At 65.5% G+C, this 20,534-nt stretch carries 17 protein-coding genes, 1 tRNA gene and 1 pseudogene; 8 read left to right on the top strand and 11 right to left on the bottom strand.

Annotated elements, in window-relative coordinates:
* Positions 1-54 precede the first annotated feature (54 nt).
* Positions 55-477 carry a bactofilin family protein gene (locus KF907_RS06220; RefSeq protein WP_291219076.1) on the bottom strand — a complete coding sequence of 141 codons (423 nt, stop codon included), beginning with the start codon at positions 475-477 and terminating at the stop codon, positions 55-57.
* Positions 464-1,177, bottom strand: a complete 714-nt coding sequence (locus tag KF907_RS06215; RefSeq protein ID WP_291219074.1) for a DUF6776 family protein — start codon at positions 1,175-1,177, stop codon at positions 464-466. The genes KF907_RS06220 and KF907_RS06215 overlap by 14 nt, the downstream gene beginning before the upstream one ends.
* A gap of 180 nt (positions 1,178-1,357) precedes the next feature.
* Between KF907_RS06215 and KF907_RS06210 the strand changes: the two genes are divergently transcribed.
* The 3 genes from KF907_RS06210 (at position 1,358) to KF907_RS06200 (ending at position 6,440) form a co-directional block, all read left to right on the top strand.
* Positions 1,358-1,789, top strand: coding sequence for a CopD family protein (locus KF907_RS06210; protein ID WP_291219073.1), 432 nt, complete (start codon positions 1,358-1,360; stop codon positions 1,787-1,789).
* 100 nt (positions 1,790-1,889) lie between these two features.
* Positions 1,890-4,142 (top strand): EAL domain-containing protein, encoded by a 2,253-nt coding sequence (locus KF907_RS06205; protein ID WP_291219072.1) that lies wholly within the window; start codon positions 1,890-1,892, stop codon positions 4,140-4,142.
* 12 nt (positions 4,143-4,154) lie between these two features.
* Positions 4,155-6,440 (top strand): ATP-binding protein, encoded by a 2,286-nt coding sequence (locus KF907_RS06200; protein ID WP_291219070.1) that lies wholly within the window; start codon positions 4,155-4,157, stop codon positions 6,438-6,440.
* Positions 6,441-6,446: 6 nt separating this feature from the next.
* Here the strand turns inward: KF907_RS06200 and KF907_RS06195 are convergent, their stop codons facing one another.
* The 7 genes from KF907_RS06195 to KF907_RS06165 all read right to left on the bottom strand — a co-directional run bounded on the left by KF907_RS06195 (position 6,447) and on the right by KF907_RS06165 (position 12,980).
* Entirely contained in the window at positions 6,447-7,055 is a 609-nt protein-coding gene (locus KF907_RS06195) for a hypothetical protein (RefSeq protein ID WP_291219068.1), read from the bottom strand.
* A 146-nt stretch (positions 7,056-7,201) separates the two neighbouring features.
* Entirely contained in the window at positions 7,202-8,734 is a 1,533-nt protein-coding gene (locus KF907_RS06190; protein WP_291219066.1) for a M91 family zinc metallopeptidase, read from the bottom strand.
* Between the two features lie 187 nt (positions 8,735-8,921).
* Positions 8,922-9,392: a bacterioferritin gene (bfr, locus tag KF907_RS06185; RefSeq protein ID WP_291219064.1), complete on the bottom strand. Its 471-nt coding sequence runs from the start codon at positions 9,390-9,392 to the stop codon at positions 8,922-8,924.
* Positions 9,393-9,556: 164 nt separating this feature from the next.
* Positions 9,557-9,763, bottom strand: coding sequence for a (2Fe-2S)-binding protein (locus KF907_RS06180; RefSeq protein ID WP_291219062.1), 207 nt, complete (start codon positions 9,761-9,763; stop codon positions 9,557-9,559).
* 50 nt (positions 9,764-9,813) lie between these two features.
* Positions 9,814-10,359, bottom strand: a complete 546-nt coding sequence (locus tag KF907_RS06175; RefSeq protein WP_291219061.1) for an RNA pyrophosphohydrolase — start codon at positions 10,357-10,359, stop codon at positions 9,814-9,816.
* Positions 10,360-10,470: 111 nt separating this feature from the next.
* Positions 10,471-11,130, bottom strand: a complete 660-nt coding sequence (locus tag KF907_RS06170; RefSeq protein ID WP_291219059.1) for an ankyrin repeat domain-containing protein — start codon at positions 11,128-11,130, stop codon at positions 10,471-10,473.
* 173 nt (positions 11,131-11,303) lie between these two features.
* A complete protein-coding gene (locus tag KF907_RS06165; protein WP_291219058.1) occupies positions 11,304-12,980 on the bottom strand; it encodes a Tle-like phospholipase domain-containing protein in 1,677 nt (558 codons plus the stop codon).
* A gap of 166 nt (positions 12,981-13,146) precedes the next feature.
* Between KF907_RS06165 and KF907_RS06160 the strand changes: the two are divergent.
* Both KF907_RS06160 and KF907_RS06155 read left to right on the top strand, forming a co-directional pair.
* Positions 13,147-13,683, top strand: a pseudogene (locus KF907_RS06160) (mechanosensitive ion channel domain-containing protein); the annotation flags it as partial.
* A 389-nt stretch (positions 13,684-14,072) separates the two neighbouring features.
* Positions 14,073-14,149, top strand: a tRNA-Met gene (locus KF907_RS06155).
* A 350-nt stretch (positions 14,150-14,499) separates the two neighbouring features.
* On the opposite strand, the gene KF907_RS06150 is transcribed toward KF907_RS06155, so the two are convergent.
* On the bottom strand, positions 14,500-15,033 hold the full coding sequence (locus KF907_RS06150; RefSeq protein WP_291219056.1) for a protein NO VEIN domain-containing protein: 534 nt from the start codon (positions 15,031-15,033) through the stop codon (positions 14,500-14,502).
* A gap of 82 nt (positions 15,034-15,115) precedes the next feature.
* Between KF907_RS06150 and KF907_RS06145 the strand changes: the two genes are divergently transcribed.
* Positions 15,116-18,241, top strand: coding sequence for a UvrD-helicase domain-containing protein (locus KF907_RS06145; RefSeq protein WP_291219055.1), 3,126 nt, complete (start codon positions 15,116-15,118; stop codon positions 18,239-18,241).
* A gap of 337 nt (positions 18,242-18,578) precedes the next feature.
* Here the strand turns inward: KF907_RS06145 and KF907_RS06140 are convergent, their stop codons facing one another.
* Entirely contained in the window at positions 18,579-18,875 is a 297-nt protein-coding gene (locus KF907_RS06140) for a helix-turn-helix domain-containing protein (protein ID WP_291219054.1), read from the bottom strand.
* A gap of 91 nt (positions 18,876-18,966) precedes the next feature.
* Here KF907_RS06140 and KF907_RS06135 point away from each other — a divergent pair, with 91 nt between their 5' ends.
* Entirely contained in the window at positions 18,967-19,221 is a 255-nt protein-coding gene (locus KF907_RS06135) for a hypothetical protein (RefSeq protein ID WP_291219053.1), read from the top strand.
* Positions 19,214-20,521, top strand: coding sequence for an Arm DNA-binding domain-containing protein (locus KF907_RS06130; protein WP_291219052.1), 1,308 nt, complete (start codon positions 19,214-19,216; stop codon positions 20,519-20,521). The genes KF907_RS06135 and KF907_RS06130 overlap by 8 nt, the downstream gene beginning before the upstream one ends.
* Positions 20,522-20,534 lie beyond the last annotated feature (13 nt).

Genomic DNA, 20,534 nt, shown 5'->3' with positions numbered 1-20,534 from the left:
CCTGCACGGGGCCGGGCTGCCGGCCCGGCCAAGATCGTAGCGGATGCCGTCGATTCAAGCATCGGCTGCTTCGGCCGTCTCGCTGCCCGCCGGGCCGGTGAGCTGCCGCGGCACGTCGGATTCATGGACCATCTTGCCGTTGACCTGCGCGCCAGCCGTCATTTCGAGCACCTTGTAGTGCACATTGCCGTCGATGCGCGCCTGGGCGGCGAGTTCGAGGCGCCCGCTGACGAAGATGTCGCCGATCACTTCGCCATTGATGCAGGCATTGGCCGCGCGGATCGAGCCGGCGACGCGCCCCTTCTCGCTGACCGTGAGCACCGCCTGCTCGCCCTGCGCGATCAGCGAACCCTCGACGACACCGTCGAGGTGCAGACCGCCGGTGTACTCGACATCGCCGCGGATCACCGTGCCATGCGCGATCAGGGTGGTGATCGTGGTGGTCGTCCGCCCGTTGCGCTTGTCACTGCCGAACATCATTCGTCTCCCCGGCCTTGGCCGCTTCGTTCCACGGGAATTCCTGGTCTGCACGCCCACCTTCGCCTTCCGCGAGCGCACGCACGCGATTCGGCTCGAAACCGGCCGGCAGCATGATGGTGCCCTTGACCTGCTGGAAATACTTGAACGCATACCCGATTCCGGAGCTCTCGGGCGCTCCGGCCAAGTCGGACCAGGCGAGGGTGACCAGCTTGTCATCGGCAATGCCCGACACCGACAGCGTGAGTCGCCCGCGCGTTTCACTGCCGCGGCGGAAATTCTGGGTGAGGGTCACATCGAAGTTCCATGCCTGCGAGCCGGGCACCGGTTGCAGGCTCAGCGCATGCACGGCGATGCCTTCGCGTCGGGCACCTCCAACCAGCCGGCCATAGAAGGCGAGATCGGCGCGCACGCCGGCGATCTCCTCCTCACGGTCGCGCAGGGTCGACTGCAACTCGCCGAGTGCAGCCTTGGCGACCTGCTCGGAGCGCTCGAGCACGACGATGCGCGATTTCAGTGCCTCGACTTCCGGGTTCGGCTGATCGCCGCGGACCTGGGCGCGCTCGTGGCGCATCACCAGCCAGGCTGCAAGCGCGGCCGTGATCGCCAGCGAACCGAGCCAGGCCATGACGAGGAACAGGCGGACACGGCGCGCACGCGCGGGATCGAACGGGCGTACGACGAACTGCGGAGAATTCACGGGGAGCGGCCGGGTGAAGCAAACGGGCTTATTGCCATCGGCAGGCCGGCAGAGTCAAGCCGCCTCGCGTGGGCGCGGGGAATGGGGGGCGAAGCGCAGAGCGGCTCCAACCATTCCCCAGTTTCCAGCTCCACCTCCGCGGACCGTTATACTCGCCGTCCTGCACGGGGGGTGCATCGCATGCTGTGGCTCAAGGCATTCCATATCGTTTTCGTCGTCACCTGGTTCGCCGGCCTGTTCTACCTGCCGCGCCTGTTCGTCTACCACACCGAGGCCGGCGAGCCGGTTGTGCGCGAACGCCTGAAGACGATGGAGCGACGCCTCCTCGGCATCACCCACATCGGCGGGGCGCTTGCGCTGGCCTCGGGTCTTGCCCTGACCGCCTGGTGGTTGGCCAACGCGCCGGAGATGCTGCGCCAGGGCGGCTGGTTCCACCTCAAGTTGCTGCTCGTGGTTGCCCTGATCGCCTACCACGCCAGCCTCGCCCGCTTCGTGCGGGTGTTCGCGCGCGACGCCAACACGCGCTCGAGCCGCTGGCTGCGCATCTACAACGAAGCACCGGCGCTGCTGCTCATCGCCATCGTCGTGCTGGTCGTGGTCAAGCCGTTCTGATAGCGGCCACGGTATATTCGGCCGCGCAGCGCAGGCGTAATCCCATGCAGCCCAGCCAGCCCAGACCCGGCGCCCCGTTCACACTCCCGGCGATCAGCGCATGAACATCGCCCAGGCCGGCCGTCGTCAGCCCAGCCGATCGGCGCTGCTCGCGCAACTGCCACTGCGGCTCGGCGAACTGGGCCGGCGCGGCGAGCAACTCACCCGGAACGGCTGGGACATCAACGCCATGTGGCTGCTCGCCAGCGATGCCGAGACGCTCGCCGACACCAGTGCGCGGCTCGGCGACGAGGCTGGCGCACGCCATCTGGTCGAACTGGCCGAATGCCTGTGGCCACTGCTCGACCAACCGGCGCTGCCGGACGAAGCCAGTTCGGCACGCATCGGTGAGATCCTGGCCGCCCTCGTCGGCGCAGAGGCAAGCGAAACGACGCCAACGATGCCGGGCGACGAAGCCACCCTGTTCGGCTATGCGGCGAACGACGACAACGGTTTCCCCTTGCTGCTGCGGCCACCGCCGCACTACTGGCAACGCTTTCCCGCACGCGCGAAGCCGATCGAAACGCCAGCAGTCGTACCGGCGAGCGTGGTCCCCGCGAATGACCCGGCTCCGGCACCAGCGGTCGAACCGGCCCATGCGCCAGTCGCAGCGGCCGCAGCCCTGCCGGCATCCGCCAGTGCCGAGAACGATGACGAGCCCGCCCGTCAGGTCGCCCTGCAGCTCAGTGATGGCAGCCCGCTTGCCGTCGAAGTCGAAACCCGACTGCGCGCGCAGGGCTGCACGCTGCACTCGGTCGCCGACCTCGCCACGCTCAAGGCCCACCTCGGCGGCACCACGCCCCGTCTCGTCATCGTGCACACACGCAACCTCGATGCGATCGACGAGCTCGGCGCGATCGTGCAAGCCGCACGGGCGCGCAGCAGCCACCGGCTGACCTGGCTGACCATCGCGCCGGCAGCCGACCTCGCCGCGCGCCTGCGTGTCATGCGTGCCGGTTGCGATGCGCTGATGGCGGACTCGGCCAGTGCCGACGACGTCAGCGCACGCATCGAGGAACTCGGCGAGTCGGCCGCAGCGGATCCATACCGCGTCATGATCGTCGAGGACGACCGCTCGCAGGCAATGTTCGCCGAGTCGATCCTGCGCAAGAACGGCATGCAGACGCTGATCGTCGCCGAGGCAGTCGCCGTACTCGACCAGCTCGATGCCTTCCGTCCCGACCTGATCCTGATGGACCTGCACATGCCGGTCTGCGACGGCATCGAGCTGACCGCGCTGATCCGCGAGCGCGAAGCCTTCGTATCGACGCCGATCGTGTTCCTCTCCGGCGACAACGACACCGACCGCCACTTCGCCGCGCTCAGCGCTGGTGGCGACGACTTCCTGTCCAAGCCGATCGCGCCCAAGCACCTGGTCGCCGCAGTCGGCAGCCGCGTGCGCCGCGCGCGCGCGCTCGAGCGCCGGCGCGGCCCGGCCGCGCACGATCCGTTCCGCGCCACGTCTGCCAATGACACGCCGACGAACCGCGCGGCCGCACCCGCACCGCGCCAGCCACCTGCGGCCGTGCCGGAACCCGCGGTACCTGATCGCGTCAGCGACGAAGTGGCCGTCACGGCGCTCCGTCAGGCCCTCGACAATGGCGGCTTCCGCATCGTGTTCCAGCCGATCGTGTCGCTGCGCGGCGACGAAGACGAGCGCTTCCAGGCCCTGCTCCGCTTGCCCGCTGTCGAAGGCCGCACCTACGCGGCGGGCGAACTCGTGCCCGTCGCCGAGCGCGCCGGCCTGATCGCAGACATCGACCGCTGGGTGCTCGGTGACTGCATCCGCACGCTCGGCGAACGGGCGCGCCTGGGCCATGCCGTGCGCCTGTTCGTCAGCCAGTCGATGGCCAGCGCGCGCGAAACCGACCGCGCCGAATGGCTGCGCCGGCAGCTCGAACAGCATCGCGTTCCGGCTTCGCAGCTCATCCTCGAACTGCGTGCCGAGGAAGCATTTGCCGCGCTTTCCCACACCGTCGCGTTCGCCCTGGCCATGAAGCAGATCGGCACCGGTGTGGCGATATCCGGTTTCGATGGCGGCGCGCGTGGCTACGAGATGCTCAGCCACCTGCCGATCGACTACATCAAGCTGACCGCGCGCTTCGCCCGCGCCGGCGACGAGGCGCTGCGCAAGGAACTGCGCGAGCTGGTCAAGCTCGCGCATGCCGGCGGGCGCCGCGTGATCGCACCACGGGTCGAGGATGCGCGCGCCACCGCGGCGCTGTGGTCCGACGGCGTCGATCTGATCCAGGGCAATTTCGTCCGCCAGGCCGACCGCGACCTGAGCTACGACTTCCACGCCGCGGCGATGTGAGGCGGGCCGCACATGATTCCACTGCCGACCCGCTCCGAACCCGCGCGCGGCGCGCGCACGGCAACGATGGCGGCGTTCGGCATCACCCTCGCCGCGGCACTCGCCGCACCGTTCCTGCTGCCCCTGCCGGCCGGGGCGATCGTCGGCGGCACCGGCCTGCTGATCGCGCTGCTGTCCGGCATCGGCCTGCGCCGGACCGGTGCGGGCAACCACGGCATCGCGTCGACACAGACTGCCCCCAAGCCTGCGGACGAAACCGAGCGCGAGCTCGCTTCGCTGCGCACCATGCAGCACGACCTCATTGCCGCCAAACAGGCGGCCGAAGCAGCGACCATGGCCAAGGGCGAGTTCCTCGCCACGATGAGCCATGAGATCCGCACGCCGCTCAACGGCATCATCCCCCTGCTCGACCTGCTGCTTTCGACACCGTTGCAGGCCGACCAGCGCGAGTACCTCGCGACCGCGCGCGAATCGGCCGGCGAACTGCTGCGCATCGTCGACGACATCCTCGACTACTCCAAGCTCGAAGCCAGCAAGCTCGAACTCGAAAGCGTCGGCCTGAATCTCAAGGAACTGGTCGACTCGGTGGCGATGCTGATGGAGGGCAGCGCGACCGCAAAAGGCTTGCGCCTCAGTGTCGCCATCGACCCTTCCGTGCGGCTCGCCGTGCGCGGCGACCCGGTACGCTTGCGCCAGGTGCTGACCAACCTGGTCAGCAACGCGATCAAGTTCACCGAGCGCGGCAGCGTGACGATCCAGGTCGGCAAGCGCGGCGAGTCGCGCAGCCACTACGAAACCGTGTTCGGCGTGCGCGACACCGGCATCGGTCTCGACGAGAAAGCCGCCGCCCGGCTGTTCGCACCGTTCTCGCAGGCCGATGCCTCGACCACGCGCCTGTACGGTGGCACCGGTCTCGGACTGACCATCTGCAAGCGCCTGGTCGACCTCATGGGCGGCAAGATCGGTGTGCGCTCGGAGCCGGGCCGTGGCTCGCTGTTCTGGTTCAACGTGCCGTTGCTGAAGGCGGTCGGCGACATTCGCGTGCGCCGCGACCTCAATGGCGTGCGCGCGCTGGTGGTCTCGCCCGACGAAGGCTTCGTACGCCGCTGCAGCGGCCTGCTCGGCAACCTCGGAGTCAGCGTGACGCCGATCACACTCGCGGCCGAAGCGCTCAACCGCCTGCGTGCCGGCTCGAACAATGAACGCTGGGGTTATGAGCTGGTCGTGCTCGACGCCGAGACGATCCGCCAGGCAGCAGTCGCATTTGCACGCAACGTGCTGCGTGATCCGGCCTTGAACCACGTGCGCATGCTCGCCTGCGGCTCCGACGAGGCGATCGAGGATCTGCGCGGCCCTGCGCGCACGGGCACGCTGGGAGCACGCTTCGATGAGCGCGAACTGCGCAGCGTGCTGTACCAGCTGCTCGGCATCGACGACGCGCCTGCCGAGCGCGAGGCGCCACTGTTCGACCTGCCGGCCACCGTGGCGGCACCGACTGCCGCCGGGCCGCCACGCCTGCGCGGACGCGTGCTGCTCGTCGAGGACAACCCGGTCAACCTGCAGGTCGCGCGCCGCCTGCTGAGCCTCGCCGGCCTCGAGATCGATACCGCCGGCAATGGCCGCGTCGCACTCGACTGCCTGGCCGACGCACACTACGACCTCGTCCTGATGGACTGCCAGATGCCGGTGATGGACGGCTATACGGCCACGCGCCAGCGCCGTGAAGCGGAAGCCGCGAACGGCCTGCCTCGTCTGCCGATCATCGCCATGACCGCCAACGCCATGGCCGGTGACCGCGAGAAGTGCCTCGCTGCCGGCATGGACGAATACCTCAGCAAGCCCCTCGACCGCAGCCTGCTCGAAAGCACCTTGGCGCGTTGGCTGGCCGATGCGCCGGGTCCAGCCGCCGCAACCACGCCCGTCGCCGCGACGACGGCATCCGCATCGCCTGCACAGGACGCGGCGACCGCACTCGACGAGGCGGTCATTCGCGAGCTGGTCGACGTCATGGGCAACGAATTCGGCGACCTCGTGCGCGTCTATCTCGAGGACGCTCCACGTCTCATCGGCGCCCTGCGTGGCGCGGCGCTGCGCGGCGATGTCGACACCTTCGGCGTGACCGCGCACTCACTCAAGTCCTCCAGCGCCAACCTCGGAGCACGCATGCTCGCCGAACTGGCGCGCCAAGCCGAGCAGGCCACCCGCGAAGGCCGCGAGATCGACCTCGACGCCAGCGCGCAGGCGATCGAGGATGCGTTCGGCCGGGCCCGCGAAGCCTTCCGCGCGCTGGGCTTCTGAAACGCCTCAATCGGCGCTGAAACGCCGTTCCTCGACCAGGTACCACGGCGTGCACAGCAACCGTTGCGTCTGCGCGGCCGCAAGCGGCGCGCGCCACACCGGCGGCTCACTGCCATCCACGGCAATGAAGGTCGCGGCATCGAACGGCAGTGTGCCCAGACACCAGCGCAAACGCCGGACATCGGCGTCGATGCTGTAGTCGAAGCGCCCGTCCAGCGTGGCGCCGGCGTCGACACGCACGGCCAGCGCGATGCGCGGCACCGTTGGCGTCGGCTCCGCCAGCGCCGCGGCGACGTGACTCAGGGTGAGGTCGGTAGCGGAGACCTCGAACGCTGGTGGCGCAACCGCCCCGGCCTTCAAGCGTCGCGTGGCAACGGCATGCGAGTCGCCGCGGTCGAACACCGCGAGCGCCACGCCGGTGCCATTGTGCAGGCGATAGCGGAACGCGAGCCGGGTCGGTGATGCACCCGCCTGGATGCCGACCTCGAGTTCTACACCCTCGATGCGCAATGTGGTCGTGGCGGATGGCATCGACGCTCCCTCGGCAGACAGGCAGATGGCGACCAGGACCGCGACGAGGCGGACGCGCAACGATGGGCGGTCGATCGGGTTCATGGGGCTGGGATGCTCCGCGCAATCCTGCAATGGCCGCTCGTCATCCGCAAGGCTCGCTCGGCCACCGCCGGCACGTGGCGAGTCGCGCGGACGGGATCGCCGAACGCTTCGCCCGTACCGACGGATCGACGCCGAGCGCCACCCGCTCAGAGTGCGTAGTGCAGGCGCAGCGGCAGCCCGAGTTCGCTGCGCAGGCCGTTCTCGGTGAGTGCGTACGGGTTGTGCGTGGTCGCTGGCGTGGATGGATCGCCATCGAAATCGTAGGCCGGCGCGGTGGTTTCGAGGCCCACCGCCTGACGCTCGGCATTGGGCACGCCGGCGCTGCGATCGCGGACGTCGCTGCCGCTGTAGACACCGGGCAGGAAGGTGCCGTTGACGCCATTCCAGGCATGCGACATCTCGTGGAACAGGACCACGGCCGGCGCCGGGAACGCGGACATGAAGAACTCGGGGTTGTAGGCGATCCCGACATCCGAGCCACGCCCGGGGCGACCGTTCCGGATCTCGTCGCCGCTGCTCATCGCGTAACCGTTCTGCTCATTGGCCAGTTCGCGGATCGTCACCGTGTTGCCACGCGCGGCGGCGGCATCGAACTCGGCGAGCATGAGGCGGCCATTCGGCGACGAGCGCAGGAATTCGAGGTCCGATTCCATGCGCTGCCGGAAGCCGTCCGAACCTTCCACGCGCACGCCGATGCTGCCCGGCGTGCCGGTCAGGTCGACGTTGATGACCGAGTTGGTGGCACCGCGCGATGCCGAAACCTGGTCGATCCCGACCTGGGCGTAGACGGCATTGCTGCCTCCGGTGTTGCTGATGATGTCGTTGCCGGCACCTGCGTAGATGCGGTCGTCGCCGCTGTGACCTTCGAGGCGGTCGTCGCCGAGCCCGCCGGAGAGGATGTCGTTGCCGGCGCCGCCATAGATGACGTCGTTGCCGGCGCCGCCATCGAGGAAATCGTTGCCATTCTGGCCATAGAGGCGATCGTCGCCATCGCCGCCATAGACGACGTCGTTGCCGGCACCGGCCGAGATGCGGTCGTTGCCCGAGTTTCCGAACACGTAGTCGTCCCCGGCGCCGGTGTAGATCGTGTCGTTGCCGGCCCCGCCGTCGACGCGGTCGTTGCCGGCACCGGTACGGATGGTGTCGTCGCCTGCGCCAGCGTCGACGATGATGTTGACCTCGACGTCGGGGGCCACGTCGATCACATCGTTGCCGTCGCCGGTGCGGATCGTGAGCTCCTGGCCACTGGCCAGTTCCAGCCGGTAACGCTGGCCGTTGGCATCGAGGGCAAGGCTGCCGTCGTCGTTGCGCGTGACGCGAACTTCATCGTTGCCGGCACCCGTGCTGAACACGAGCTGGTCCGAGGTGACGTACTGGCGTCCGCCACCGGCATCGCCGATCGTGCGTTCGCGGGTGATGCTCAGGTCACGGTCGGAGGCGATCGGATCGACCGCGATCGTCTTGCCATCGGGTGTCTGCCGCGTGCTGCGTCCACCGGCGTTCGTCGCGTTGCCATCGATCAGCGTGGCATCGTCGGTGGCTGCACGCCAAGTCGGTTCGACGCGGCCGGCCTGCCCGAGGTCGAGCGCCTTGTCGAACTGTTCCGCGCCGGGCGGATTGTTCCAGTAGCCGGACAGGCCTGGATCGTTGGTGGCGCTGCGGGCCTCGATGGAGGACATGGCGAACCTCGCTGGCAGGGTCACGATGCACGCGAGGCTACGCGCCGGACACGACACTGCCAGCCGGGGCTTGCCCGAGCTGGGGTAAACCCTGGGTTCGAGAAAGGCCGGAACGCAGGCCGCGGCATGCGCTGCGGATGCCGCGCCGTTGCTTCGGCAGCGGCGTGTGCCGATGCCGCAACCCGCCTCAGTCGCCCAACTGCGCTTGCAGGTAGTTCGCCTCGCCGAGCTGGTCGACCAGTCCGAGCTGGGTTTCCAGCCAGTCGACGTGCTCCTCCTCGGATTCGAGGATGTCCTCGAGCAGTTCGCGGCTGACGTAGTCGCCGACGCTTTCGCACAAGGCGATGCCGGCCTTGAGGTCGGGCAACGCAGCCTGTTCGAGGCGCAGGTCGCAGGACAGCGCCTCGATCGGCGTCTCGGCGATCAGCAGCTTGCCGAGGTGTTGCAGATTGGGCAGGCCATCGAGGAAGAGGATGCGGTCGATCAGCCTGTCCGCATGCTTCATCTCGTCGATCGACTCCTCGTACTCGTGTTTCGCGAGCGCCTTGAAACCCCAGTTCCGATACATGCGGTAATGCAGGAAATACTGGTTGATCGCGGTCAGCTCGTTGTAGAGCACCTTGTTGAGGATCTCGATGACTTTGGGATCGCCCTTCATCGCCCTGTCTCCGTGCCAACGGACGCCGACGCGGCATCCAGCGGGGCGCGACTATAGCGAGACGGGCCCATGCGCGAGGGAACGCGAATCGCACGCATTTTCCGCACGCGCCGTGCGCGGCGTGACGAAACCGGAGGGAAGTCCGCGCGCGCGGCGCATACGCATCAGGCGGCGATCGCCAGCCCGAACGGGACGACGCGCACATGCTTGGCGCGCGCCTCGGCGAGGATCTCGCCGGCCAGGTCGGCACAGGTGCCGCAGCAGTCCGAGCAACCCGTGCGCAGGCTCAGCTCGGCCAGCGTCTCCACACCGCTGGCGGCGGCTTCGTGGATGTCGCGGTCGGTCACGGCATTGCAGACGCAGACGTACATGGGCGGCTCCGGATGGCACGCCGCCATTGAATTGCAAATGAGAATGATTGTCAACCAGATGATCCAGCCGCCTCGACCTCGGCGGCCAGGGCCAGGCGCTGCTCCGACAGCGACAGGCTGCACAGCGCCTCGGCCAGCGGCTCGAGGTGGCGCAGCGCCTGCTCGTAGACGCGGCGCTTGAACGGCACCACGTGGTGGGTCGGATACCAGAAGTCGACCCAGCGCCAGATGTCGAACTCCGGGCGCTCGTTGGCATCGAGGCGCAGGTGTCGTTCCTCGCCGACGAAGCGCAGCAGGAACCACACCTGCTTCTGGCCGACGCAGGTCGGCCGGTGGTTGCGCCGCACGAAGCGGTTCGGCAGGCGGTAACGCAGCCAGCCCGGCGTTGCGCCGAGCACTTCGACATGCTCCGGACGCAGGCCGACCTCCTCCTCGAGTTCGCGGTACATCGCCTCGAGCGGAGTCTCGTCGCTGCGCATGCCGCCCTGCGGGAACTGCCAGCCGTCACGCGAGATGCGCCGTGCCCAGAACACGCGCCCGTCGTCGCGGATCAGGATGATGCCCACGTTGGGACGATAACCGTCCGGATCGATCACGCTGCCTCGCAGGGCGCGCCGGGGATGGGACGTCCGCGCCGCACCGAAAAATGACTGCGACCGATTGTCCACAGGCCCGGCAACGGCATCAAGGCACCGCCGGACGGGGGCTCAGCCGGCGCCGGGATCCTCGACCGCGATGTTGTGGGCGACCAGCCAGGCGCGCACGCGCTCCCGCGCTGCGCGCGTGCGCGTATCCAGGTTGCGCTCGGGGGTCATGAACAGGTAACGCTGGAAGGTGGCGCCCTGCGCATTCCGCGCCAGCGGGTCGGCCCCGGCTTCGAGCAACTGCAGCACGCGCCCGGCCTCGTTGATCGAGGCAGCAAGGTGCAGCGCAGTGTCGCCCTTGCGGTCCTTCGCGTTTGGATCGGCGCCGGCGGCCAACAGCCGGTCGACGTTGTCGGCGCGTTCGGCGAGCAGCGCCGCCATCAGTGGCGTTGCCGCCGTCACCGTGTTCGGTGTATCCGCACCGAACCTGCGCTCGAGCAGCTTCTCGAGCCACCACTTCGTGTCGGCCATGGCCGCCAGATGCACGGCAGTCAGTCCATCCTGGTTGCCACGGGCCGGATCGGCACCGGCATCGAGCAGGGTCAGGAAGGCCGTGCGGTTCTGCGAGAACATCGCCCATTGCAGCAAGGTCATGCCCTTCTCGCCCTCGGCGTTCGGGTTGCCGCCTTCGGCGACCAGGGTCTTGATCAGGGCCGCATCATCGGCACGCACGGCAGCGGCGAGCGCGGCGCCAGCCGTGCCCGTGAACGGGGATTTGCTCATGGAATCCGATCCCGGCCCGGCGCATGCCGCCGTGGCCATCAGCAGGGTCAGGGAAAACAGCAAGCCCCCGAAACGGGGGCTTGCCGCCGGTTTGCGCAGCAGAAGGCTCATTGGCCGTTCCGTCCTGTCACGTACAGGGGGCGTGACTACGGAATGCCTTCATACCACAGCGCTTACCAGAACTTGATCTTGTCGACGACCCACCCGGCACCATCGGCGATCGCGCCACCGACCGCCTTGGCACCATCGGCGATGGCGTTGCCAGTCGCCCTGGCCGCATCGACGGCTGCATTGCCGACCGCCTTCGCCACGTCGACCGTGGCATGGGCGACAACCACCGCAGTCGCGCCGACCACCTTGGCGACTTCAACACTGGCATGGCCAACCGCCTTGGCCACTTCGACGGTTCCGTCGACCACGGCCTGTGTCGCCGTGCCAGCGACGTCACTCAGGTTCTCGACGACGTCGCCGGCCTTGTCGGCCAGCCAGTTTGCACCCTTGCCGAGCGCATCGGCACCCGCGTTGGCGAGGTCGCCGAGCCCTTCGACACCCCGCGCGACGAATGCGCCGGCGCCTTCGAGACCGACCGCCTTGCCCGCGTCACGGATCAGGTTGCCGACGAAGTCGGTGCTCTCCTGGACGATGTCGCCGGCGCCATCGGCGGCGCGGTCGAGCAAGCCACCGGCTGTATCGAGAACGCCGTCGGCGACATCGCCGATCACGCCGGTCGCCTTTTCGAGCACACTGCCATCGCCGGCCAGCGTCTCGCGGACGTCGGCGACCGTTTCCTTCGCCTCGTTGGCCACGCCAGTGCCGGCGCCAATGAGCGTTTCGGCAACCGAGCCGATCACGTTCAGGCGGTAGTCGCCGATGTGCCCCAGCACGTCGGCGGCAAGGCCGTCGTTCGACCCCGAGGCATATGGCACATTGTTGCGCAGCGCCTCGACGTACGAAGTGTGGTCACCGCCGCCACCATGCGAGTCAATGAGCGGACGCATGCCGGCAGGCAACTCGATGCGCAGCGCATGGCCGACCGCGTCGGGCGGCGACAACGGGCCGACCAGGGGCAGCGGCAATGCCGGGATATCGCTCTGGGCGAGGTTGAGCGGATCGCCGTCGACGATGTAGTGACGGATCTGGCCACTGTCCTCGAGCTCGTTGCGCGTCTCGTTGGGACTGAAGCCGAGGTCGCGCAGGGTGTCATTGCTCGGCCCGGCGGCGTTGAACGTCACCGCTGTCGCGCCGACCGACAGCGCCGCCGTCGAGGCGAGGCCACCACCGAGCGAATGCCCGGTGAAGATCACGTTGCCGTCGCCGAAAGCGATCTCGGCCTTCTTGGCGAGATCGACCGCCTTGTTGTACTGCGCGGTCTCCAGACCGAAGGCCTGCGCGGCGTCGGCACCGATATCCGGCATTTCCGACGGGTCGGTACCGGCATAGGCAACCACGACCTGGCCATCAGCATTCTGGTAGATCGACGCGCGGAAACCCGAGGCGCTGTCCTCGAGCGCGGCCGGATCGATCTCGATGCGCTGGCCATCGACGCCGACAAGGTGGTCGCCGTTCGGCTCCAGGCGCGTCCAGCCGGCTGCCGCTAGTTCCCTGCCCGACTCGGTACCGGTGATGCCGTTGGCATCCTGCAACGTGTACGAGTCGTTCGCCATCATGGCCAGATGCAGGTCGAGGTCGCGCTGCGGCGCCGTGCCGGCCGCTTCCGTGCTGAACCGACCGTCACCGACCGGCGTCGGCGATGCCGGCTGCGCCTGCACGCCGCTGCCGATGCTCGCCGCATCCTGCCAGTACGTGCTGGAAACCTGGCTCTCCGCACCGATTCGCGTATCGAACGTCATGACCGGCCAACCTCGTCGGGATGTCGAGGCGATCCTGCGCATTCCGCGGCGGCGGCGGTATCAGGGAAATCCCCTATGCCCTGATCCGTTGGACAGTCGCGGATAGAATGCCTGCCGGCGTCGGCGCCACCATGCCGCCCCAACCTTTTCCCACGTGGATCGCGTGATGAACGAATGGTTGCCGTCCTGGTCGCAGGCCTGGACGCCCGAGATGACCCTCGCCGGCCAGGTCGCCCTGATCCTGCTCGTCGCCTGGCTGTTGCGCACACTGCTGCGCCGGCTGATCGAGCGCACCACCCGGCGCTACGAGCTGTCGGCCGAAGTCGCCGGCAGTGCGCGTCGCCTGGCCGGGATCCTGATCGGATCGGCCGCATTGCTCCTGATCCTTGAACGCCTCGGCGTGTCCGGCGCGGTGCTTTGGACCGCGTTCACCGGCTTTGCCGCCGTGGCCGCGGTGGCCTTCTTCGCCGCATGGAGCGTGCTTTCCAACATCTTCTGCGCGCTCCTGATCCTGGTCACGCGCCCGTTCCGCCTCCACGACCACATCGAACTGGTCGACGCCGCCGACAAGCCCGGCATCGGCGGTCGCGTGATCGACATGAACCTGATCTACGTCACCGTCGAAGAGCAGCATCCGCAGGGCGGCAGCAGCGTGCTGCGCCTGCCCAACAGCCTGTTCTTCCAGCGCGCGACCCGGCGCTGGCACGGTGAACCGGAAAAGCTCACCTATCCGCAGAAATCCTCGTCCGAGAACGCGCCGCGCCCGCCGTCCGGCGGCGGCAGTTCGATCCAGGGATGGTCCGATGCGGCGCATCGCGGCTGAAGCCGCGATGGTGATCGACCAGGGCATCGGCGGCACGCCGGCATCGCTGCGACAGCGCGCCGGGCGCGGCCACCCGTCACGCAGTTGTCCAGCCGCGCCGATCCGCTACAATGCGCGCCCCTTGCCGCTGCGTCGCACCGTCGATCAGTGCGTGGCGCCCATGCCGCCGAGGGCATCGCAGTACAATCCGCGTTCCTGGCTACGTAGCTCAGCCGGTTAGAGCACGGCACTCATAATGCCAGGGTCAAGGCAGTACAATTCAGAGTTCTGGCTACGTAGCTCAGCCGGTTAGAGCACGGCACTCATAATGCCGGGGTCGGTGGTTCGAGTCCACCCGTAGCCACCAGAATTCGCTTTGATTTCAGCATCTTACGGATCAAAAGCCCGCCCTTGTCGCGGGTTTTTTTTGTCCCATTTCATCGCCGGAGTCGAATCCCTGCCCTTTGTGCCGAAGGCGCCTCCCAGCATGGGCACTTTCCGCATGTGACAGGTACTGTGACAGTCAGACTTGTCCCAGGAAGCAGGAACTGCGGCCTCTTGACCAAAGCACTCTGTGCTCATCTAGTTGTCGAGATTTGTCCAACCGCACCAAGGCCACGTCCGATTACCCGGCGGGTGAGAGGCAGAGCGCTGATTTCCGGGCACTTGTTACGCCGGTGAGGGGCTCGATTCTATTTGGGGAAGGCAACATCACTGTCACGGCGATTGGGGCGGATCAGTTCGAGCGATCCCGCTCCAGCCATGGTCGAACGTGAACGTCCGGGCGTGGCCAACGGGGTTCTGGATTCTGAGCACGCGGGCTTGTGCCGGATCGGTTGCGTGCTCGACCACATACAACCAGTACGCATCGCCCTTTTCGCGCGCGCAGTCGAATTGTGTGTGTGACAGACCCACGGGGCGATCTTCCAACGTGCCCGTCATCGACTTCACTTCGACCCAGCGCATCTGCCTGCCACCACTGTCGGCTTCGAAGAGGTCAAAACCCGGGTTGCCTTCCGGAGTGCGGCGCAGCGCCGGTTCAAGACCAATGATCAGGTCAATTGCACGCCCCTCGATATGCATCCGTGCCGCCTCATCGAGGCCATCGGGATCGGGGCCATCATCATCGGGATGCGTGCTTACGTAGGAAATGAATGGCCGCGCGCCTGCGTGGCCGGGCGTCCTCTTTCCCTGACCGCCGCCTTTGCCGCCGCCCTGGCCAACTCCATTGCCTTGTTCACCGCCGCGCAAAGCCCCGGTGCCAGTACGCCCTTGAACATCACTTTCCGCACGCCCGTGGCAATATGGCCCGAAGGGGGCAGGGATTGTGGGAATGAAGTGGGGCTCAACCAAGGCAGGTGAAATCTTTACCGGCAACAATCGCTGGCAGGCCGAGATCAAGGGCGACCGACTTTCGCTGTGGGTGGATAGCCAGCCCAATACTTCAGTCCACCTAATCCAGGTGCGGTCCATCCAGGTGTCCACCGGCATGGTGTGGGCCACCTGCCACTTCGACTTCCTTCAAGGAGAAGAGAAGGTCCGCCGTGCAGTGGATGGCATTCCCAACGAGCAGGCCATCCAGATGCAGCGCGCTATAGCAGAAGCCACCGCAAACGCCTTGGCTACCTTCGTTGGCGCCAACACTCGTGACCTTGAGTCCTGGCTGGACCAGGCGATGGCAAGGTTGAAACTGGAACCCGGCAGGTTCGTGGGTGACGACGAGATTCAAGAGGCCCTGGCCAACGTCAAGGCACCGGCTACACCGGGCAACGTTTCTTGGGGTGCCATCCTGTGGCACGACCAAGCGACGAACGCACGCAAAAAGGGCAAAGCCTGGCCCTCGTGGAAAGACCCTCCCAGCATTGAGTTGGCTAACCGGCTCCACTCACATGACGAGGCGGCATTTGGGGCAGCAATGGATCAGTGGTTCGCCGCGATGATGCCCATGATCCCCAAGGGGCAGTGGATACCGAAAGGAACACCGAAGCGGATCCTTGCAATGTTTCCAGTACCCGAATGGCCTGGAAGGAAATGGAAGCAAGCTGTTGGCGACGCGACACCGCTAGCGACATTGAAGAAGATCTTCGACGAACAGAATGAGAAGCATCTGGCGCGCCAACGCGTGGCCCGCAAGCCGTTCTTCGACGAGGTGGAGAAGAACCCGCTGACCGACGAGCAGATCCATGCGTGCGTGTGCATGGATGACGCGGTCATGGTGGTCGCCGCGGCTGGCTCAGGAAAAACTTCTACGATGGTGGCCAAGACCGGCTACGTCCTCCGCGAGTCCCTGGCCACGCCCGAGCAGATCCTGTTGCTAGCGTTCAACCGGGCCACCGCCGATGAAGTGGGCGAACGCATTGCCGAGCAGCTAAAAGGCGTGCCTGACGTAGACAAGGTGAAGTCCAACACCTTCCATGCCTTCGGCATTGAGGTAATTGGCATGGCAACGGGCAAGCGGCCGTCACTTGCGCCTTGGGTAAGCCCGGACAACCCTGGGGCAGACATCCGCGAGGTTGGCAATATCATCGACACACTCTGCCAGGACGCGGCGTTCAAGCGCGAGTGGGATTTGTTCCGCACTGTCTACGGTCGCGACGTGGGGAGGTGGGGGCAACGGCAGGAACCTGACGCTTACGTCGACGGCGTGCGCGGCTTTCTCACTGCCAAGGGTGAGGTTGTCAAAAGCAAGGAAGAACGCGTCATCGCCGACTGGCTGTTTTACTGCGGCGTGGATTACGCCTACGAGCGCGCTTACGAACACGAAACGGCCGACGAGAACCATCGCCAGTATTTCCCAGACTTCTACTATCCAGCCGCCAAGCTGTACCACGAGCACTTCGCGCTCAATGCGAAAGGCGAGTCCCCCAAGGAGTTCAAGAACTACTTGGAAGGAGTCCAGTGGAAACGCGGAAAACATCTGGAAATGAAAACGGCGCTAGTGGAGACAACCTCCCACACGTTGTCCACCGGTCAATGGATGGCCGATCTGGAAAAAGCATTGGTCGAGCGAGGCGTCCAGCCTGTATTCGATCCCAACCGGGAAGTGCCTGGCTTACCGCCAGTGTCCCAAGAGGAGCTGGCTCGCTCGTTCCGCGTGTTCCAGCAACACGTGAAGAACAATGGTCTGTCGCATCGCCAGCTGCACGCAGCGTTGAAGATGCAGTCCAAGGAGGGGTTTGCAGCTCGACTGAGGATCTATCTGTCGCTGTACGAACGAGTCGCCGCAGAGTGGGAGCGCCGGCTTCGGGAAGGCAAGTTCATCGACTTCGAGGACATGCTGATTCGGGCGGCCGAACACGTTGAATCCGGGAAGTACAAAAGCCCCTATACCGTCATCCTGGCCGACGAGTTCCAAGATTGTTCCCGTGCACGCATCCGTCTGTTGAAGGCGTTGGCTGCAAACCCAGATTCACAGACCCATCTGTGCGTGGTCGGAGACGACTGGCAGGGTATCAATCGATTCGCCGGTTCGGATATTTCGGTCATGACCGAGTTTGAGAAGACCTTCGATCACGCCACACGATTGACCTTGAACACCACCTTTCGGTGTCCGCAGGAGCTGTGCGACGTATCTAGTGAGTTCATCCAAGCTAATCCGGCGCAGATCAAGAAGAGAGTCCAGACCACCAATCCGCTGACCAAGACGCCGCTTTTGGCTTATGGGTTTTCGAGCAAGGAAAGCATTGCACCACATGTTGAGCAACAGCTGGCGCTCATGCATAAGTTCGTTGCCGAGGGCAAGCTGAAGCCTGCCAAGGGGTCGCATATCACGATCATGCTCTTGGGCAGGTATCACGACGACAAGCCAGGCTCGCTGGCCTCTTGGCAGAACAGGTTCGGCGACCGGCTGAACATTGAGTTCCGCACGGTACACGGCTCCAAGGGCTTGGAAGCCGAGTATGTGTTCGTGCTGAACGTCATCCAGGAAACGCGAGGCTTCCCCAGCCAAATCCAGGACGACCCCGCCTTGCAGCTGGCAATGCCGACGCCAGATCCGCACCCCTTCGCAGAAGAGCGCCGATTGTTCTACGTTGCCATGACCCGCGCTCGCAAGCAGGTGCGCTTCTACACCATGCTTGCCCAGCCTTCCCAGTTCCTGGTTGAGTTGGTCAACCAGGGACATCTCCAGATTGAGCCGGTTGACGGCGAACCACTGGAGGCCTGCCCCAAGTGCGGCAACGGCGTGCTCCAGGTGCGAGACGGGCATTACGGTGCCTTCCATGGATGCAGCCGCTTTCCAGCTTGCGACTTCAAGCGCAATGCCAACCAAGGTGCAGGCAGACGCGCTCGACCCGCAGGGCGTTCATCGCGACTTCCTGCCGCTATCAAATCCGGCGATCAGTGTCCTGTTTGTCAACAAGGAGTCATCCAACAGAAGAGCGGGCGCAACGGGCCGTTCTTGGGTTGCTCCCGCTACCGAGAAGGGTGCCGGGCTACCGGCAATGTTAGCCAGCGTTAGAGCAAAATAGGGTCTCGCTCCATCTCGAAACAAGATCGAACTTCCATGGCTCGCAGACTCGCAAAGCCACAAAATACTGCGGTAGACCGCCTCTCTTTAGAGCGGCAATCGTGCCGTGGTCTGCAACGCCAACAGGAACCCTATGCGGCGTTCTGAATCAGGTGCCGGCCCGTCGTCGAAACGAGCCGGAAACTTTCTGGATGCATTCGCGCATCCTCGCACTGACGTGGCACGCTTAATCGCGCGAGTCGCGACCGACATAGTGCATAACGTTCGCCTTCGTGCCCGACAACCGGACAACCCAAATCACGCCACCCTACCCTGGCGCTAGACATCTTCATCGCCCGCTGGCCCCATCACCAAATTCGATCAGATCGTCCTTGAGATACGTCATCAGGCTGCCGGGTTGGCACTCAAAGTACCGACAAAGCTTGTCGACGAGGTCCGTGCTGATATTGGCGCCAGGCTGATTCGCGATCTTGGAAAGGGTGGCGCGATGAATCCCCGTGGCTGCCGCGACCTCGCTCAATGGAATGACCCGGCGTTCCTTGAACGCCTTGTCGGCAATCAACTCTGTCAGCCGAAAGCGGATCACGCTTAATGTTTCCTGAATGGCGTCGCCAATACGCGACATAAGCTGTTGACAAGCGCCGTTAGTCGCCTATTATCGACAACAAGCGTCGCCTATACGCGACGTACGTCGATCAGAAACAACGGAGGCGCACGTGGAAACATACCTGACTACGGATCAACTCGCCAGCTTGATCCACTACGACGCAAGAACGATTCGGACGCGCCTGAAGGACGCTGTGCTGCTGGAGGGGGTCCACTACATCCGTCCGTTCGGCGGGCGGAAGCTGCTCTTCATCTGGGAGGCGATACAACGCGACATCGGCAGCGCTTCTGCCCGGATGGCTCCGAACGAAGTGATGCACGCAACTTCCATCCCAATGGCCAACGGTCGGGTGGCCCATGGCTAAGGTCCGCACTCGCCCCGAGACGGGGACGCTCTACCTGGATTTCTTCTATCGGGGCGTGCGCTGCAGGGAGCAAACCGCACTTGAGGATACGGCCGCGAATCGACGCTCGGTTCAGGCCCTCTTGAATCGAATCGAGAAGGAAATCCGCCAAGGGACCTTCGACTACGCGGCCACCTTCCCCGCCAGCCCGCGCGCTGCACGGTTCGAGTCGTCGAATGGCGCTTTGAGCGTTCCCGCCCGCTCGATGCGCCTGCCATCGGCACACACCGCAGCCAACGTGCCGCTCTTTGGCGAGTTTTCCGCAACGTGGCGTGCTGAGATGGCGCCCCAGTGGAGGCGCCTGCATCGGATCGCCGTGGATGTGATCTTCGACAGGCACTTGCTTCCGAACTTCGGACCAAGGCCCCTCGATCAGATCACCAAGGCCGAGGTGCTCTCGTTTCGTGCACGGCTGGCGGACCTTCCGGGTCGCGGCAACAAGACGCTCTCCTCGGCCACCATCAACAAGGTCATGGTCATCCTGCGCCAGATGATGGCCGAGGCCGCCGATCGTTTCGACCTGCCGGATGCGTTCAAGGGCATCAAGCGGCTGAAGGGCAAGAAATCCGAGGTGCAACCCTTCGCGATGGACGAGGTGGAGCGCATTCGCACCACGATCCGCGCCGATTATCGCAACTACATCACCGTGCGCTTCTTCACCGGCATGCGGACGGGTGAGATCAACGGGCTCAAATGGAAAAACGTGGACTTCGAACGGGGCTTGATCCTGGTACGCGAGGTCTTCTCCGCCGGTGAGCTGGAGGAGAACGCGAAGACCGAAACCTCGCTGCGCGACATCCCGATGTTGCCCATCGTGCGCGAGGCACTGGATGCGCAATGGAGCACGCGCCATCCGGACAGCGAGTTCGTCTTTTGCTCGCGGGATGGCGCACCGATCGATGCGCACAACTTCGCGAACCGAATCTGGTATCCGCTGCTGAGATACCTCGACGTCGAAAAGCGGCGTCCCTACCAGACGCGCCACACCACCGCGACGCTGATGCTGGCCGCAGGCGAAAACCCGGAGTGGATTGCCAAGCTAATGGGACACGCGAACACCCAGATGCTGTTCACGGTGTACTCGCGGTTCGTACCCAACCTCACGCGCCAGGACGGGTTGGCGATCACCGGCTTCCTGAACTCCCGCAGTCAATCGCAAACCGAAGCAGCAACACCCATCACGCCCGAACAGGTATCGGCGATGTCCGCCAAGGAACTGCGCGCGGCCCTGCGCCAGTTGCTAGCCACACCCTCCAACTGAACCACGGAGTGCG

Source organism: Dokdonella sp. (assembly GCF_019634775.1).
GTDB lineage: Bacteria > Pseudomonadota > Gammaproteobacteria > Xanthomonadales > Rhodanobacteraceae > Dokdonella.
This window is presented reverse-complemented; position numbering and strand designations above follow the sequence as displayed.

Bases quoted from the DNA above. Each gene is read 5' to 3' on its own strand.
- KF907_RS06220 (WP_291219076.1), bottom strand. From the start codon at position 477: ATGTTCGGCAGTGACAAGCGCAACGGGCGGACGACCACCACGATCACC.
- KF907_RS06210 (WP_291219073.1), top strand. From the start codon at position 1,358: ATGCTGTGGCTCAAGGCATTCCATATCGTTTTCGTCGTCACCTGGTTC.
- KF907_RS06205 (WP_291219072.1), top strand. From the start codon at position 1,890: ATGAACATCGCCCAGGCCGGCCGTCGTCAGCCCAGCCGATCGGCGCTG.
- KF907_RS06200 (WP_291219070.1), top strand. From the start codon at position 4,155: ATGATTCCACTGCCGACCCGCTCCGAACCCGCGCGCGGCGCGCGCACG.
- KF907_RS06195 (WP_291219068.1), bottom strand. From the start codon at position 7,055: ATGAACCCGATCGACCGCCCATCGTTGCGCGTCCGCCTCGTCGCGGTC.
- KF907_RS06190 (WP_291219066.1), bottom strand. From the start codon at position 8,734: ATGTCCTCCATCGAGGCCCGCAGCGCCACCAACGATCCAGGCCTGTCC.
- bfr (WP_291219064.1), bottom strand. From the start codon at position 9,392: ATGAAGGGCGATCCCAAAGTCATCGAGATCCTCAACAAGGTGCTCTAC.
- KF907_RS06180 (WP_291219062.1), bottom strand. From the start codon at position 9,763: ATGTACGTCTGCGTCTGCAATGCCGTGACCGACCGCGACATCCACGAA.
- KF907_RS06170 (WP_291219059.1), bottom strand. From the start codon at position 11,130: ATGAGCAAATCCCCGTTCACGGGCACGGCTGGCGCCGCGCTCGCCGCT.
- KF907_RS06165 (WP_291219058.1), bottom strand. From the start codon at position 12,980: ATGACGTTCGATACGCGAATCGGTGCGGAGAGCCAGGTTTCCAGCACG.
- KF907_RS06145 (WP_291219055.1), top strand. From the start codon at position 15,116: ATGAAGTGGGGCTCAACCAAGGCAGGTGAAATCTTTACCGGCAACAAT.
- KF907_RS06140 (WP_291219054.1), bottom strand. From the start codon at position 18,875: ATGTCGCGTATTGGCGACGCCATTCAGGAAACATTAAGCGTGATCCGC.
- KF907_RS06130 (WP_291219052.1), top strand. From the start codon at position 19,214: ATGGCTAAGGTCCGCACTCGCCCCGAGACGGGGACGCTCTACCTGGAT.